We start from the raw sequence: 16,600 nt of genomic DNA on the forward strand, positions 1-16,600 counted from the left end.
TTTCCCCTTTTTCCACCTTCACATGCATTATCCATAATTTTATGGATTGACCTTTATGTTTTTCTCTAATATGCTTTATAGGTTATTCTATTATTAGACATATCAGTAATTTAAATAATAATATAAACCATACAAAAAGAAAAAGTTTAAGTAGAGAATGGAGAGAAAACAGTGGAAAAAGACTATAAACCTCAGTTGGATACCACGTTGATTTTTCTTATGGGGATTATGGTAGTTGCAAGCCTTTTTGCTTTGAAGAGTGTAGAACCTACGCTGCCGCCAGTACTACAAAATATTAACTTCATGGAAAAACAGCTGATGTGGTTTGTCGTAGGAGCAATTGGCATCGGGGTTTCGTTGTTAATTCATTTTGACTACTTAAGAAACCTGGCTTGGATCACGTATGGCCTTGGAGTGGTATTGTTGCTGGGCCTAGAATTTAATGTCCCGTCTTCCCTTGTCAGTACGATAAAAGGTGCAACAAGTTGGTACACGTTGCCGGGTCTTGGTAATATCCAACCATCCGAATTGATGAAAATATCCATTATTTTAGTCTTGAGTAAAATCATTGCCGACCATCGAGCACAGTTTGAAGTAGCAACATTGCGCGACAGCTACATTTTACTTGGGAAAATAATCGCAGCATCAAGCATTCCGTTATTCTTAGTAGCAAAACAGCCGGATATGGGTACAACGCTTGTTTATTGTGCAATCATTGCTGCCATGATCCTGGTTTCTGGAATTAAATGGAGTATCATTCTCTCGCTTGTCGGTGCAGCGATAGGATTCATTGCATTATTCTTATATATTTTCATTGCCCACCCAACGTTCTTCCATACCTATCTCATCCCGGAATATCAATTGGACCGTTTCTACGGCTGGTTGAATCCCTATGAATACCAGGACGTTCAAGGCTTTCAGCTGGTCCGGTCCCTGCTTGCCATCGGGTCCGGTGAGTACACAGGCTCAGGATACGGCGAGATGAATGTCTACCTGCCAGAAGCACACACAGACTTTATCTTTGCTGCCATCGCCAGCCAATTTGGCTTTATGGGGGCCACGGTTGTTATCTCCCTGTTCTTCTTTCTGATCTATAAAATTACCTTCATCGCCATGGAATGCCACGATACATACGGCACCTATCTATGCGCGGGAGTAATCGGCATGCTGACCTTCCAAGTGTTCCAAAATATCGGCATGACCATCGGACTACTTCCGATTACAGGAATTCCATTGCCGTTTTTCAGTTACGGAGGGAGCTCGCTTCTAACGTATATGATCGCAGTCGGAATTGTGATGAACGTGCAGATGAGGACTAGGAAGTATTTTTTTGAATGATATAAATAAAGTGAAAAAGCAGGTGGGTGACTCCATCTGCTTTTTTTATGTTTATGAAATTAGACAATAATCGAATTTCGGGAGGGTCTTCAGGGTAATTCTTCATAGTCTGTATGAAGACCTCGGTGAAGAGGAAAAAGGAGTAGAGAAGTCCTCATGGTCGGTACGAAGACCTTGGTGACAACAAAATAGCCTTCATTCATAAGTATTTTGGGATAAAGCTAATATACTTCTAGTAAAGCTAGTAAAGCCTTTAAAGAAGACGCTCCATGAAAAAGTATGAATGATACTGGTTGTCTGATATATAATGGGAAGTAGAGAATAGAAACGGGGGTTCAGAGATGTATATATTTGGTTTGGTTTTATTTGCAATCAGTTTTGGTCTGATCGGATTCGGTGTGTTCACGACGCTTGTGAGATCTGAAAAGAAGAAAGGGCGCATTTCGCTTGTGGTTGGGACGGTGCTGCTCATAACTACGTTTGTGATGTACACGTATATCCCTTCGGCTTCAGGTGATGAGCGAATTACGGTGGAGAGCGTGGCGGTGACAGAGGATGAGAACGGTGCATATCGATGTTCGGTAACGGAACAGGATTATGATGGACTGACTTATCATTATGAAGCGGCGAGCGAAGAGGACGCAGAAACATTCTGTGGCCAGTTTGAGGTCGGAAAAGAGTATACGATTTCTTTTGAATATGATTTGGATACTGAGGAGTATACCTTAGTCGAGTTGAAAGACCAGGAGTGATGATGAACACCTAAGAAGGCGCTAGTCGCTGCACTTGGGTGTTTTTTTAAAAAAGTGGGCTTTTGGTAACTAGGTTTTATCTTTTTGGTTTACTCTAAAACACCAAAATCAAAATTCCCCATTGACCTTGTGGTGCACCACACAGTTTAAACTAAACAAAGGAGGGCAAGAAATGTACAAAGTCAGTGAATTTTCCGAGATGACCGGGCTCAGCAAGGAAACTCTTCGCTATTATGCGGAAGTGAAGCTGATCGAGCCCGCCTTTATCGATCCCAACAATAACTACCGGTACTACGACGATGGCAGTTATTTTCTGGCGCTGCTTTTAGTGAAACTTAGGAGCTTCGGATTCACCATCCAGGAGATGATTTCGGTTATGGAGGATGAATCTTTCCAACACCTTGAAGACCTACTTATTCAAAAGAAAGAGACCATACGGCTCCAAATGGAAGAGCTGCAACAAAAAACAGAAGAAATCGATGCCTTCTTGGCGTCAGGAAAGGAGACAAAAAACCAATGATTCAGTGGAAGGAAGAACGAGTAATATCTGTCCCTATTGAAAAAGTTTGGGAGCTGTTCCTAGACAAGAACATCACAAGAACCATGCCGAAAGTAGAGGAGCACACGCTGATAGAAAAAACAGAAACAGAGGCAGGTGCCAAACACCGGCAAACATATCGGGAAGGGAAGCGGGTGGAAACGTATATCGTGGAGACGCTGGCTTATGAGGACAAGCCCGACAGGAAACATAAACAAATAGCTTTTGTACTCGGAAAGGCATTTGAAATCAATTTGTCTTTTACGCTGGAAAAGGTAGATGAGACGCATACACGCTTCATTTATGCCGGTCATAATAAGGGTGTCAATTTTGTAGGGCGGGCGATGTTGAAGCTTGGCAGCGAGAAGAGCAACAACAAAGTTGTGCAGGAGTACATGGACCGTGTGGAAACGGAAGCGATGAAATAGAATGGGAGCTGACGCTATTAAAAACGCGCAGCTCCCAGTTTTATTTTGCAGAGGTGGATGTCCTCTTGATCTCGAAGAATAAAAATGCTCCGATTAATGCATACATGATAAGACTGCTGATCCATAGTTGATTTTCTGCCGATAAGTCGGTAAAGCCCATCAAATATTCCGGAACAATATAGATGACTGGTAGAACAATCGACACAATTGTCTTACTCCAAATAGATACCCCAATCAAAAACGAGATGGCCATACTTGCGACAATCAGGTTGCCGTAATACCCAAGAATAATGATCGGTGACTCGATATAATTTGGCAGGAACATTACTCCTAAGAACAATGCCATTGATAGAAAGCTCGCCAAACCAAAGAAAAAGAACTCCTTTGACTTGGAAAAGGTATGGCTAGCGATATGCCTGAGGGTCCCCATATAGGCCAGAATCAGGATGATACACACTAGCGGGTAACCAATCAGCTCCACCAGCGAGTATTGAAACCCGCCAAAGACGATGTCCTTTAGAACGATCCCGGAAAAAGCTCCAAGAATGATGATGGGAACATACTTAGCCCAGCCCCGTACATCAAAGGCCATTTCGCCTGAGATCTGCTCCATGTATTCTTTCGGAGAGCTTCCAATGATGTGATCGACACTCTTATTCTCTTTTTCCGCCTCGTATAGATGCACTTCTAGCTCATTGGTTATCTCATCAATTTCATTTGTCTTTTTGCCACAAGAAAAAAGGTAGATTCGTAAGTTTTCGATAAATGTCTGGCTCTTTTTAGATAAAGGTAATTGGTCCATTTGTTGTGCTCCTTTCTATTAATGGGTGTTGAATTGGCGTTGTATGAACTTTCCTGAAAGGATCAGCACAAGGCCTACGATTATAGCGATCCACCATACGATTTGCACGGATGGCCCGAAGTCAGGTTTTAACCAAGCTAGAAGCATAATAAGGGCAAAAGACCCGGCTCCATATAACCCTGCTTTCCAATAAGCCTTTTTGTGGCTTTTCTTTTCTTGAAAAAGGGTGGAGCGTATTAAGGCAAAGATGATTTTTATCCCAAGGGCAACGGACAAGAGGACGGGAATGAAAATCGTTAGTAAGCTACTAATAGAGATAGAATCTTTCACCTCAACGAATTGCGAAAGCACCAAGTAAACGAGCCCGACGTTAATAGCTCCCCAGCCCAACAAGTTCAAAAGAATTGTAGCGATAAATGGAATGGTGTCTCGCTTCTTTTCTCTTGGTAATCCGTCGATAATTTCATCTGCATATGCTTTTGGATCGTCACCGAACAAATCCTTTGCAGGCCTTCCCTCATGTTGTGCTTCTAGCATATGATCGAGTAGTTCCAGTAACAGTTCTTCTCCTTCATGTTCCGCCACTCTTAAGTCCGTACGGATATATAAGAGAAAATCCTCATACAATTCCAAATTATCATCACTCAACAGCTTTCGTTTTTGGTTATTCTCTTCAATCAACTTCTTTGTATCTCTCATTTGTTTTCCCCTCTTTGCAATAATTGACTTACAGGCCCTGCGATCAGCATCCATTCACTTGAGATTCGTTCCAATTCTTCTTTTCCCTCGTCTGTTAGAAAATAATACTTTCGGTTCGGTCCGGAAGCGGAAGGACGCATTTCCCCTATGATGAATCCGTTCTTTTGGAGTCGGAGCAGGACCGGATAGATGGTGCCTTCACTGATGTCCGGTAATCCGACTTTTTGCAGCTGCTGGGACAGTTCATACCCATAGACTGCTTTCTCCTCAACAATTGCCATCACGCAGGCATCGAGGATTCCTTTTAATAGCTGGCTTCTTGCTGCCATGTGTTCACCTACTTTGGTTTTGGTAAAGGTCATTTTTGTTTTGGTATCTTGTATAACAAGGTACTGGGGTAAAATGGAGCGACTATCTTGTATTACATGATACTTACCATTATATGTTCTGCTATCTTGTATTGCAAGGTATATTTGGAAAAATTTTAAAGGACTCTCTGCGATGTTTGTAGAATTTCTAAAATATAAGGAGAGGATTACAATGACTACACAAACTAACACTATCCATACATATGAAGAAGCTGTTGCTGTGATTAAAGAAGTGGGATTACTGCCGCTTGCGCCGTTATTTGATGATTATCCATCGCTAGGGGGCATGACGCCGAAAGAGGCATGGCATTCCGACACGGAGCAAGATCCGTGGATTTGGAGGACTCAATTTGCTGCAGATGGGGTGGCAGCTTATGGGAAATTCATTAAGAAAAAAGCGGTATTCATTTCAAAGGACATTCTTCCGATGATGCTTGCTGCACTTGCTAGTCAAGAAACCGTGGAGAAACGATATGAAAAAGGAGAAGTGTCCCGTGAAGCTTTAACCCTTTTCAGCCTCATTTCACAGAACCAAGGAATAGATACGAGAGTACTGCGAGCAAAAGCTGGAATGAAGGAAAAAGAAAAAAAGAAAGCTTTCGACCAGGCATTACTGGAGCTGCAAGGCAATCTTGACATTGTGGTATCGGGGATTAAAGAAAAGCAGGATGAAAATGGGGAAAAGAATGGGTGGAGCAGTACGGCCTATGAAACGATGAGGCATTGGTGTGATAGAAATCATATTGAACCATTGCGTTTAAAAAAAGAAGAGGCAACCGAAAAATTGATGAACCATTTTGAAAGTTTTACATCAGAAGCGGCGATGAAGAAGTTGAATAAGATTTTTTAGTCAAACGTTTGTTCAAAATGAGAAACGTGCAATTCATGGAACAACCAGAATTCACATAATATAAAGGCGGGAATGTTTGATGGGCAGCAGGATTAGTTTACTTTGGGTAAAACTCTGTTTTGTGTGCGCGATTTTTTTAATCATACCGATTTACTATTCGTTAACAGGCACGCTGTTGGCTGGGTATCTTTTGGCCGCGGGAATGTATTTGGGGCTTTATTTTTCTATGCCTGTTTGGAAGGCGAAATGGGTGGCGTATTTTTTGGCAAGTGGTGCGGTGGTATTGGTGCAACACTATATCCTGCAGCCTTTTGATGTGTTGCCTTGGCTATTAGTCTATTTTTTATTGATGGATGGAATGCAATCTTCCTCTACCAAACAGGCAGTTCTCAAGGCAATGGCTGTTCTTTTGCCGGTTATGTTCACCCTTAGCGTTCTGGCGGTTTCTGATCTATTTTTCTATCATTTGTTTCTTTTCATCATGTTGATCGGGGTGGGTGCGCTTATCCATCGATACTACCGTGATAATGAGAAGTTTGATCGAGAGTGGAAAAGCCTGTTGGTGGAGTATCGTGTATTAAAAAGGCAGGTTCTTGAAAATGAGGAGGTTGCCAGAGTCGAGGAGCGGAACCGGATTGCTAGAGATATTCATGATTCTGTGGGGCATCAGCTGACAGCACTCATGATGCAAACGGCAGTGGCGGAGCAGGCAGCAGGGGAAGAGAAGGTCGCTTCCATGGTGAAGCAGTCCAAGCAGTTGGCTCGTGAAAGCTTGGATGGGATGCGAAAAGCGGTGAGGGCCTTGCAGGGAGAAGAGGAGCAGGGAATCTCATCTGTCATTCATTTGATCAGAAAGTTAGAGGCGGAAAGTCAGATGAGGGTCCAGTTGACGACTAAGACAGGCGTGCTATCGCAACCTTTAAGCAACGAGCAAAACATTGCCTTGTACCGGTTTGTACAGGAGGGAATTACGAATGCAATGCGTCACGGGAGCTCGAAGGAAATCTCCATCACACTTGAGATCATCGGAGAGCACAGCTTTCAGGCGAACGTGGAAAATAAAGTGGAGACATTGAGGATGGTCGAAGAAGGATTTGGACTGCAAAATATGCGGAAGCGAATGGAAGGTCTGAACGGACGGATGGAGCGGGAAGTCATCGAGGGATATTTTACAGTGAAGGGAATTTTCCCTTTGAAGGGAGTTACATATTAAGTGATTAATATATTGCTAGCAGAGGACCAGTCGTTAGTTCGGCAAGGAATAAAAATGATGATTGAGCAGCATCCTTCGTTTCGGGTGGTGGCCGAGGTTGCAAACGGGAAGGAAGCAGTGGATGCTTATGAGAAGCACTTGGTGGACCTGGTGCTGATGGACGTGCGGATGCCTGTCATGACGGGAATTGAAGCGACAAAAGTCATCAGGCAGCGTGACCCGAAAGCGAAAGTGTTGATACTGACGACGTTTGCAGATGATGAGTATGCATTGGAAGCGCTGAAGCTTGGAGCACTGGGTTATCTTTTAAAAGATGCTGATGCGGCGAGTCTTTTGTCCTCGATTGAAAGCTGTTTGAATGGCGGGATTTCCATTGATGCCTCTGTGGCGGGGAAGGTGTTGCCGAGGTTGATTAACCGACGATTGGAATCCACCTGTGCGGAAATGTTGGAGTTGACCAGCAGGGAGCGGTCCATTTTACAGCTTGTCGGAGAGGGGAAAAATAACCAGGAGATTGCGGAAGCTTTGCATTTGTCGATCGGAACGGTCAAGAATCATGTGACGGTTATTTTACAAAAGCTTGGGCTGAGGGATCGAACGCAGATGGCGATTTTTGCGATTCGGAATGGGGTTGTTTAGGCACAGTAATGTCACTATGAAAAGGAGGAGGATAAATGGACTTACAACAATATGAGTTGGCAAATGGAGTGAAATTTAACCGTATCAAAGAGAGAGCGGGAAGTAGAAAGACAGGTCAGTCTGAAAGTGGAGAATGGAGAGGGTGGAAACAACAGATTGACATGTGAGGGATGGCGTGAAGTTGATGAGTCTACGAAAGGGTATGAAGCAACAGGGTACTTTAATGAAACAAGCTTAAAGCTCGAAAATCCATTCGGGCTTTTTGGACGTCTGAATACCTTTAGATTCTGTCTAATAGAAGGCTCTAACCGCCCGAATACCAGGTGAAGTCATGCGTTCTGTCTAATAGAAGACGTCTAACCGCCCGAATACCAGATGAAGTCATGCGTTCTGTCTAATAGACCGCGTCTAACCGCCCGAATACCAGGTGAAGTCATGTGTTCTGTCTAATAGAAGGCGTCTAACCGCCCGAATACCAAGGGAAGTCATGCGTTCTGTCTAATAGAAGGCGTCTAACCACCCGAATACCAGGTGAAGTCATGCTTTCTGTCTAATAGACCGCGTCTAACCGCCCGAATACCAGGTGAAGTCATGTGTTCTGTCTAATAGAAGGCGTCTAACCGCCCGAATACCAGATGAAGTCATGCGTTCTGTCTAATAGACCGCGTCTAACCGCCCGAATACCAGGTGAAGTCATGCGTTCTGTCTAATAGAAGGCTTCTAGCCGCCCGAATACCAAGGGAAGTCATGCGTTCTGTCTAATAGACCGCCTCTAAACGCTTGAAACCAGATGAAATCCACCAGTTCCATCTAATAGAACCCCAAAACGCCCCACACCACAAAAAGTGACTAAAGTCACCCGCACCCCCGCAAACTAATGACCTTCTTCAGGTTAACTTTCCCCTGGCCGATAGTATAGTAGAAGTAACAAAGGGGGCAAACAGTATGCTAGAAGCCATTCAACTAACCAAAACGTTTAAAAACTCGCAAGCCGTTAAAGGCGTCAACTTATATTTGGAAAAAGGGGAAACGGTCGGGCTGCTTGGGCCAAACGGAGCCGGCAAATCCACCACCATTTCCATGCTTTCCTCGCTCGTACACCCGACAAGCGGAGACGTGCTCCTCAAAGGGGAAAGTGTCACAGATCAGCCGCAGCACCTCAGAGAAATCTTAGGTGTGGTGCCGCAAGAGATTGCCGTATTCCCGGAGCTCACTGCCTATGAAAATATGAGCTTTTTCGGGAAGATTTACAAACTGCCAAAAAGCGAACTAAAGCAGAGAATAGAAGAAGTCCTGACGTTGGTCGGCCTTGAACAACGTCAAAAAGAACCAGTGAAGCAATTTTCCGGAGGGATGAAGCGTCGACTCAATATTGCAGTGGCACTGCTTCACAGACCCGAAATCTTAATCATGGATGAACCGACTGTCGGAATCGATCCGCAATCAAGAAATTACATCCTGGAAACGGTGAAAAAGCTAAATGAAGAAAAAGGGATTACGGTTCTTTACACAAGTCATTACATGGAGGAAGTGGAGTTTCTCTGTCAGCGCCTCTACATCATGGACCGCGGCGAAGTGATCGCCTCCGGGACAAAGGATGAAGTGAAAAATATCCTTTCCTCCGAGCATACCATCGAGGTCGAAGTGGAAAAGGTCAACCCGGCATTTATTGAAAAATTGGAGGGCATCCCGGCCATTTCATCCGTAACTACGCTTGATAAGAAAATAATTTTGCTTGCTCCAAAGAAAATCAACCTACTTGAAGATGTCTTTGATGTAGCCAAGCAAACAGACAGTCCGCTTAAAGGAATACAAATAAAAGCGCCGACACTTGAGGATGTTTTTTTGCATCTGACCGGTCGCAAGCTTCGGGATTAGGGGGAATCTAACGTGTTAAGTGCGTTTATCAAAAAGGATCTCCTTCACCTGCTGCGGGATAAAAAAGAAGTCCTGATACTGCTTGCAATGCCGTTTGTGTTAATTACGATTCTTGGATTTGCCTTAGGGGGGAACTCTGACGGTGAAGTAACTCTGAACGCTCAGGTCGCTGTACTTGATCAAGGAGATTTTCAAGCAGAGTTAGAGCAATTCGACGAATGGATGCAATCCGAAAATATTCCTGACCAAGGCAGAGCACCAATTCTTGAAGCGGCCGAACAGACTTCCTTGCCGGAGTTGCTCGTGGATACGGTAATGAAAGAGGAACTTCAAGATTTGCTAAAAGTAAAAGAAGAAACAGATCTGGAAGCGACTCTTGCCAATGATGAATACGCTGGAGTTCTCCAATTCCCGGAAGGCCTTCGTTTTGAAACGTGGAAAAGTCAATTCTTTAACCAGGACACAACAAAAGAATTGGAGCTCTACTTGAACGAGGGGAAGGGACTGGAAGCCAGTGTGATCTCAGATGTGGTTGAGAATTTTACTGAACATATGCGTCTGCAATCGGTGTTGACGCGGGAAGCTCAACAAACGAATCAGGCGTACCCTAGTTTCGAAAATGTAGCCCAGGTGACTGGTGAAACAGTAACGGTGGACGGCAAGGTACCGGTGGATTCCTTTGGTTATTTTGCCGTGGGAATGAGCACGATGTTTGCTTTGTATGTCGTGTCCTTTGTCGCCGGCTATGCTTATTATGAAAAAGCCACATTTGTGTATGACCGAATCCTGCTTACCAATACAAACCCCTGGATGTACGCGTCAAGTAAGTGGTTGTCAGCGGTGCTGATTTGCTTCCTTCAATTATGTGCGATTTACGGTTTGGCTGCTCTGATTTATCAAGTGATTTGGCCGGATTTAATAGCCTTCCTGTTGATTACACTCTTCTTCAGTTTTGTGGTCGGCTCCATGTCTGTATTAATCACCGCTTTGAATTACCGCTTTGAAACGCAACGGGTCTCCACGATGTTTTCGGGATTCCTTGTCAGTGTGTTTGCTTTCTTGGGTGGAAGCTTTGTGCCTTGGAATGAGGTTTCCGATACGATGTTTACGATCGCATCTTTCACACCGAACGGAGCTGCTCTGCAGGGGTATCTGAAAATATTAAGTGGCGGTGAGCTTGCAAGTGTGACGGGTAATCTTTTCCGCTTGGCCGTGGTGAGCATCGCCCTCCTCCTGATCGCCATTCCTATTTTTCCGAAAAGGAGGTTGATTTAAATGAGGGCAATTCTAATTAACCATTTTCAATACTTAAGAAGACAGCCATTTGCAGTGATCGGAATGATTGTACTGACTTTTGTATTCGCGATTGCCTTAGGGCAGGTGAATCAAGCGGAACCGGTAGAGGTCCCTGTTTATTCAACCACCCTAAATGAGGCAGAACAAGCAGAGCTGATTCAATCACTAAATATGAAAGCGGAGAATACCGTTTTCGTTTCTGAAAAGGAATCCTCCGTAAAAGAAAAACTCGAAAAAGGCACCATCGACATGGGGTTGCAATTGGAGAGGGATAGCTACAGACTTTATCTTAGCGCGACCACTCCAAACACCACGCTGATAGAGGCTCATGTAGCGAACGTGGTGCAGTCAGAGCGTACACTTTCCGACGCAGCTGAAAGACTAAACGCTACAACTGATGAACTGAGAGAAAAGGTAGAAGAAAGCAGCGGATTGTTTTCTGTGTCGGAAAAATCTTTCAAAGAGAGCGAATTCGTCTATGATGCTTCTCTGCAGGCTTTATTCGGATTCTCGCTTTTCTTTGTCATCTTCACAGTCACCTACACGGTAAGTACCATTTTGGAGCAAAAGAGAAATGGAATGTGGAACAGGATGATCTTGTCTCCGTTAACAAAAGTACAGCTGTATTTGGGGCATGTAAGTTTCAGCTTTTTACTGGGGTACGCCCAGCTGGCATTAGTTTTCTCCTTTTTTCACTTCGTTTTAGGAGTGGACTTAAGGGGAGGGTATCCGATGATCCTGCTTGTTGTTATTCCTTTTTTGTTTGCCATCGTGTCTCTTGGTGTTCTAATAAGCGCACTTGCCACCAATCCAAGGCAATTGGATGCTGTCATCCCGTTGATATCAGTGAGTATGGCCATGATTGGCGGCGCCTACTGGCCACTTGAAATCGTTCAGTCAGAGGCATTGCTTTTCTTGTCCAAACTGATTCCGATGACATATGGGATGGAAATGCTGAAAGGCGCAACACTGTTGGATTGGTCCTTGTCGCAATTTCTGCTTCCTGCTTCGGTACTATTTTGCATGGGTGTGCTCTTTATGGGGATTGGTTTGAATCTAATGGAACGGAAAGCAACGGAGTAAATTTTTTCAAGGAAATGTGTAAAGTTACCTTTACATATTTCCTTTTTTTGTTTATATTGTATGTAAAGATATCTTTACCTTTTATGGAGGGGACGCCCGTGGCAGTAATTAATCACATTAAGGAAATTCGGCAAAAGCGCGGAATTACCCAAATCAAGATGGCCGAAGATCTTCAAATCACCAGGCAAACGGTGAATGCCATTGAGAAAAATAAATACAACCCGAGCTTGGAATTGGCCCTCAAACTGATTGCCTATTTTGATGTGCCGATTGAAGAAATGTTTTATCTAGAGGAGAAGAAAGAGGGGGAGTAGGGGATGAAGAATAAAAAGAAATGGTTCTGGTTGACATTTGGAGTCATCTTAATCTGCATGCAGACTGGCGGAGCTTTGGGAATCTATATAATCGGCCGGGAGGAAGGGGTATTTGATTATAGCCTTCTACTATCCATGTTTCAAGGTACATTGGGAGGTCTTGTTTTGGTGCTCCTAATCATGTTTTTCCGTAAAAAGAGGAAGCCGAAATTACCGGAATTTGATGAGCGCAGTATGCTTTTGATGAAACGCTATTTCTTGGGAGCCCTGTATGTCGTGTTCATAGGAAGTGGGGCAATTGTCGTGACACTAGCACTTCTTGGCGTGGAAACAGTGGAAGTAGGAATGCTGGCAGTGTACCTGAGCATATTGTTTATCGTCGTTGGAATGGGAGCACTTGTGACAGCAAGGCTTTAATTAGGATTTCTAAAAATACTGACTTCTCCTTTATTTCTTAACATTTATCATACTATGTCGATAAAATGTTTATCTGTTAAAAATAAAGGAGATACATACATGTTCCAAACATTACGAGGCAAGCTGGTTTTTTCATTTTTGCTCCTTATCGTACTGATCATTGCCAGTGTCGGTGCTATTACATATAGCCAGGCAAAGGATAAAATTGATCATGAAGTCGTTGCAGACGCAGAAGCTGCAATGAGAGATCTTGAAAAAACAATTCATATTTATTTAGATAATTATTCTAAAATTCTTAGTTCCTATGGAAGTACTTCTTTAGTGGACGATTTCCTTGTAGAAGGATCTTCTGCAAATGAAGCGACCATGTTGGAAGGGTTCAATCAAGTATTAGGGAACTTCCCTGACATGCAGGTTATATACTTGGCAACCGCCGGGAAAGAGTTCTATTCTTCTCCTGCAATGGAACTCCCGTCAGATTTCGATCCAACTACTCGAGCGTGGTATATGCAGGCTATGCAAAGCCCAGGTGAAGTCATTTTTACTGATGTCTATATGGATGCAACTACAAACGAACCAGTCATCACCTTGGCAAAAGCGGTGACCGGCGAAGGAATTGTGCAGGGAGTACTTGCAACAGACATCAATATTACTTCCTTGGAAGAATTGGTTGCACAAAAAGAACTAGGCTATGGTGGATATAGTATTCTTTTGGACAATAATGGAGTGGCATTGGTGCATCCTACCTTAATAGGGGAGAACCTATTGGATCAAGACTTGGCGTTTATTGATAACATCTATAAAGAGGAAGCAGAAGGTGTCCAAAGATATACCTTTGACGGGGATAAAAGGGTGATGGCCTTTAACACGGTCGATGAAACTGGCTGGAAAATAGGCGGAGTCTTTTTGGAAAAAGACATGCTTCAATTGGCTAATGGCATTTTGAGAACAATTGTTATAGTTGGTCTGATCGCTATTGTGGTGGCAAGTATCTCAACCATTCTATTAGCGCGTTATATTACTAGGCCAATATTGAGATTGAATTCAGAAGTTACCAAAGTTGCTGATGGAGATTTAACAGGGGATATTGAGGTTGGTTCCAAAGACGAGGTCGGCGTGTTGGCAGCGTCTTTTAAAACAATGCTTGTGAATATGCGCGAGATGATTGGAACCGTGGCCGATTCTTCTCAAAAGGTGAAGGCATCTGTGGAAGATATGAGTGCCGTCACAGAAGAGGTTTCCGCAACAAGCGAAGAGATGAACCGCGCAATTGAGGAGCTATCAAAAGGTGCAGTCCAACAGGCAACCGATTTAGAGGGAACAAGCTCCCGCACCCAAAACCTGGCTGATAATATTGAAGATGTGTTATCCAAACAAGAGGATCTTCAGGCGCTCTCTGGACAGATAATTTCTGCAAATGAAACTGGTGTGCGAAAGCTTAGTGTGCTGCAGGGCCATACAAATGAGTCAACGGAAATTGTGATGAACCTTAATGGTTTGATGACTCAGTTCACGGAGAAGATTAAAAGTATTGAGGAAATCACGCATACCATCAACGAAATTTCCAATCAAACAAATCTGTTGGCGCTGAATGCAAGCATTGAAGCGGCACGTGCCGGCGAACATGGCCGTGGATTTGCCGTGGTGGCAACGGAAGTAAGAAAGCTAGCCGAGCAAACCGCCGACTCGACCCAGCACATTAAAGAGACCATCTCGAGCATTCAGGAAGAGTCAAATGTGATTTTGGAAGAGATGGAGAGAACGAATAAGATATCAGGCGAGCAAAGCCTAGCTGTCGCGGACACTGGCGAATCATTCGAAGAAATCGCCACCAATATCCGCTCTATCGTTGGATTTATCGAGGATATCATGAGCAACATGAATGCCATGAATGATTCGAAGGAAGAGGTGCTCGCTTCCGTCCAAAGCATCTCTGCCATTGCGGAACAGTCTGCTGCAGGTACGGAGGAAATTGCGGCATCGACCGACGAGCAGGTGAAGGCAATCAGCAGTATCGCTTACTCAGCTGAAGAGCTACTTGCAATGAGCGAGGATCTAAGTGAGTTGATTAAGAAGTTTAAGTTGTAGGATTTGTTGTGGGACCCCGGCCGGGTGCGAGAGTGGATGGCCGGGGTTATTGTATGGGGCAAGTTTGGAGGTTCGGGTGTCCGGAGGTGCTGGTTGGCTAGCCTGCCGGTGGTGTTTTCTTGATATATTGCTAGATTTCTTGATATATCTTGAATTTTCTTTATATGTGGGTGGATTTTCTTGAAATAATCCATATTTTCTTGATATATTCTAAAATTAATTGATATCTACTGGTTTTTTTGCCGGTGCTTATTTTCCTTCAGTGGATATAACCACGGTTACAATGGATAAACCGATTTTACAATGGATATATAGAATTTACGGTTGATATATTTATTTTATAATGGATAAATGGTCAGTTTGGATGGATATCCCTGCAAATTCAACTTCGTGACAAAAGCCGCATTCGAGAGATGATACAAAATACATTCGTTTGAGTAAATTTACTCAATAAAAACCCACTAAAATACAACGGTCATTACTATTTTCCCTACTTTTCGCCCCACCCTAATAATTACTGACTGCTTTACGAAATATCTCTGTGATTTCGACAAAATACTTCAAACAGAAGAATATATTGGTAGAAAACGAGGGGATTATGGTGGAAAGTCAGAATATTAGGTCTCGTAAAGAGAGAATTGAGACGCAAAAAAGGATCAACAAGGGGAAACGAGATAAGAAAATTGTTAGTTATGTCCTAGCTGGAACTCTTGCAGTTAGTGCGTTTATCACAGTTAATGCCAGAGGTGAAGTGCTGGCGAATGAAGCGGTACATCAAGTAAAACCTGGAGATACGCTATTTTCACTAGCTCAAAAGTATGGGGTGTCCATCAAGGAGTTAAAAGAGTTGAATGGTCTAAAGTCTGACATCATAAAAGTGGGCCAAGTTTTGCAACTGAGTGAATCTAGTTCTAAAGAAGCGGAAACTACAAATAACATGCACACAGTGTCATATGGAGATACACTATTTTCAATAGCGAAGAAATATGATCTTTCCGTTACGGAACTTAAAAAAGTAAATAACCTGAAAACCGACCTAATCAATGTGGGACAGGTCCTAAAGGTTGGAGGTGCAATCACTTCTTATAAAGTAATGGCTGGGGATACCCTTTTCTCTATTGGTGAAAAATTTAAAGTAACGGTTGGTTCCATCCAAAAGGAGAATAACCTCACAACGGATACTATTCGCATAGGACAACAGTTAATCATTCCTCCATCTAATCATCATGTGGTGGAAAAGGCTCAGGAAAAAGTGACAAAAGCATTTTACACAGTAGCACCCGGGGAAACGCTGTGGGGTATCGCTAAAAAGTTCAATATGTCCGCGCATAAAATAAAGAAAGATAATCACATGGCTTCGGAATATGTGCTAATAGGTCAGGAATTGAAAATCCAAACCGGCGGAATGATAAAAGCCAATGCTGTCATAACTGGAGTCGTAGATCGCAATTCAGTGGAGTTTCTGATAGAAGGAGAGAAGGAGCCGGTTGTCCTGAGGGTTGCTTACGGTACAGCACCTAATTATGACATTATCTCAGGAGCTGAACTGTCTATCATTTATAAAAAGGGAATCAGCCCTGTTTTAGTGGATCTTGTGTTTGCTAATGAGGAGTTTGGATATTAGTAATTGGGAGGGGAGGATCACTAGTGGTGGTCCTTTTCTTTTTTGACAAAGGAAAGAAACGAATTCTTTAATCAAACGTTCGTTCAAAAAGATTACACCCCGCAACCAAAAGAATTCCAATCACCCATCAAACGTTTGTTTAAACCCCAAACCCGTTGGTAGACCTGACCAAACCTCAATTAGTCAAACGTTTGTTTAACCAGCCCCCCCTCGTCAAAACAACCCCAAATCCCATTAATCAAACGTTTGTTCAATAAAAAACCCCCGCTCAAT

General features: G+C 43.3%; 18 protein-coding genes. 15 read left to right on the forward strand and 3 right to left on the reverse strand.

Going from position 1 to position 16,600, the window contains the following annotated elements:
- The first annotated feature begins 171 nt into the window (after positions 1 to 171).
- The 4 genes from LG307_RS01240 (at position 172) to LG307_RS01255 (ending at position 3,056) form a co-directional block, all read left to right on the forward strand.
- Positions 172 to 1,338, forward strand: coding sequence for an FtsW/RodA/SpoVE family cell cycle protein (locus tag LG307_RS01240; protein WP_404447113.1), 1,167 nt, complete (start codon positions 172 to 174; stop codon positions 1,336 to 1,338).
- Positions 1,339 to 1,679: 341 nt separating this feature from the next.
- The gene (locus LG307_RS01245) at positions 1,680 to 2,090 is read left to right on the forward strand and encodes a hypothetical protein (protein WP_404447116.1); all 411 of its coding nucleotides are present in this window, start codon (positions 1,680 to 1,682) and stop codon (positions 2,088 to 2,090) included.
- A 172-nt stretch (positions 2,091 to 2,262) separates the two neighbouring features.
- Positions 2,263 to 2,610 carry a MerR family transcriptional regulator gene (locus LG307_RS01250; RefSeq protein WP_404447118.1) on the forward strand — a complete coding sequence of 116 codons (348 nt, stop codon included), beginning with the start codon at positions 2,263 to 2,265 and terminating at the stop codon, positions 2,608 to 2,610.
- Positions 2,607 to 3,056, forward strand: a complete 450-nt coding sequence (locus LG307_RS01255) for an SRPBCC family protein (RefSeq protein WP_404447121.1) — start codon at positions 2,607 to 2,609, stop codon at positions 3,054 to 3,056. The genes LG307_RS01250 and LG307_RS01255 overlap by 4 nt, the downstream gene beginning before the upstream one ends.
- Positions 3,057 to 3,096: 40 nt before the next feature.
- Here the strand turns inward: LG307_RS01255 and LG307_RS01260 are convergent, their stop codons facing one another.
- From LG307_RS01260 to LG307_RS01270, 3 genes are read right to left on the reverse strand one after another with little or no spacing between them, the layout of a single operon-like run.
- On the reverse strand, positions 3,097 to 3,858 hold the full coding sequence (locus LG307_RS01260) for an HAAS domain-containing protein (protein ID WP_404447123.1): 762 nt from the start codon (positions 3,856 to 3,858) through the stop codon (positions 3,097 to 3,099).
- An 18-nt stretch (positions 3,859 to 3,876) separates the two neighbouring features.
- A complete protein-coding gene (locus LG307_RS01265) occupies positions 3,877 to 4,557 on the reverse strand; it encodes a DUF1129 family protein (protein WP_404447126.1) in 681 nt (226 codons plus the stop codon).
- A complete protein-coding gene (locus LG307_RS01270) occupies positions 4,554 to 4,886 on the reverse strand; it encodes a PadR family transcriptional regulator (protein WP_404447128.1) in 333 nt (110 codons plus the stop codon). Before LG307_RS01270 ends, LG307_RS01265 begins: the two co-directional genes overlap by 4 nt.
- 211 nt (positions 4,887 to 5,097) lie before the next feature.
- Between LG307_RS01270 and LG307_RS01275 the strand changes: the two genes are divergently transcribed.
- From LG307_RS01275 to LG307_RS01325, 11 genes are all read left to right on the forward strand, one after another.
- Positions 5,098 to 5,775 carry a hypothetical protein gene (locus LG307_RS01275; RefSeq protein WP_404447131.1) on the forward strand — a complete coding sequence of 226 codons (678 nt, stop codon included), beginning with the start codon at positions 5,098 to 5,100 and terminating at the stop codon, positions 5,773 to 5,775.
- A gap of 79 nt (positions 5,776 to 5,854) precedes the next feature.
- Positions 5,855 to 6,988: a sensor histidine kinase gene (locus tag LG307_RS01280; protein ID WP_404447133.1), complete on the forward strand. Its 1,134-nt coding sequence runs from the start codon at positions 5,855 to 5,857 to the stop codon at positions 6,986 to 6,988.
- A complete protein-coding gene (locus LG307_RS01285) occupies positions 6,989 to 7,627 on the forward strand; it encodes a response regulator (protein WP_404447135.1) in 639 nt (212 codons plus the stop codon).
- Between the two features lie 35 nt (positions 7,628 to 7,662).
- The gene (locus LG307_RS01290; protein WP_404447138.1) at positions 7,663 to 7,794 is read left to right on the forward strand and encodes a hypothetical protein; all 132 of its coding nucleotides are present in this window, start codon (positions 7,663 to 7,665) and stop codon (positions 7,792 to 7,794) included.
- Between the two features lie 778 nt (positions 7,795 to 8,572).
- On the forward strand, positions 8,573 to 9,505 hold the full coding sequence (locus LG307_RS01295) for an ABC transporter ATP-binding protein (protein ID WP_404447140.1): 933 nt from the start codon (positions 8,573 to 8,575) through the stop codon (positions 9,503 to 9,505).
- Positions 9,506 to 9,517: 12 nt separating this feature from the next.
- Entirely contained in the window at positions 9,518 to 10,780 is a 1,263-nt protein-coding gene (locus LG307_RS01300; RefSeq protein ID WP_404447143.1) for an ABC transporter permease, read from the forward strand.
- A complete protein-coding gene (locus LG307_RS01305) occupies positions 10,781 to 11,884 on the forward strand; it encodes an ABC transporter permease (protein ID WP_404447145.1) in 1,104 nt (367 codons plus the stop codon).
- Between the two features lie 98 nt (positions 11,885 to 11,982).
- Entirely contained in the window at positions 11,983 to 12,198 is a 216-nt protein-coding gene (locus LG307_RS01310) for a helix-turn-helix transcriptional regulator (RefSeq protein ID WP_404447148.1), read from the forward strand.
- 3 nt (positions 12,199 to 12,201) lie between these two features.
- The gene (locus LG307_RS01315) at positions 12,202 to 12,615 is read left to right on the forward strand and encodes a hypothetical protein (RefSeq protein WP_404447151.1); all 414 of its coding nucleotides are present in this window, start codon (positions 12,202 to 12,204) and stop codon (positions 12,613 to 12,615) included.
- Between the two features lie 99 nt (positions 12,616 to 12,714).
- The gene (locus LG307_RS01320) at positions 12,715 to 14,703 is read left to right on the forward strand and encodes a methyl-accepting chemotaxis protein (protein ID WP_404447153.1); all 1,989 of its coding nucleotides are present in this window, start codon (positions 12,715 to 12,717) and stop codon (positions 14,701 to 14,703) included.
- Between the two features lie 577 nt (positions 14,704 to 15,280).
- A complete protein-coding gene (locus tag LG307_RS01325) occupies positions 15,281 to 16,327 on the forward strand; it encodes a LysM peptidoglycan-binding domain-containing protein (RefSeq protein WP_404447156.1) in 1,047 nt (348 codons plus the stop codon).
- Positions 16,328 to 16,600: the final 273 nt, after the last annotated feature.

This window comes from Sutcliffiella horikoshii (assembly GCF_044809035.1).
In the GTDB taxonomy this organism is placed as follows: domain Bacteria; phylum Bacillota; class Bacilli; order Bacillales; family Bacillaceae_I; genus Sutcliffiella_A; species Sutcliffiella_A horikoshii_G.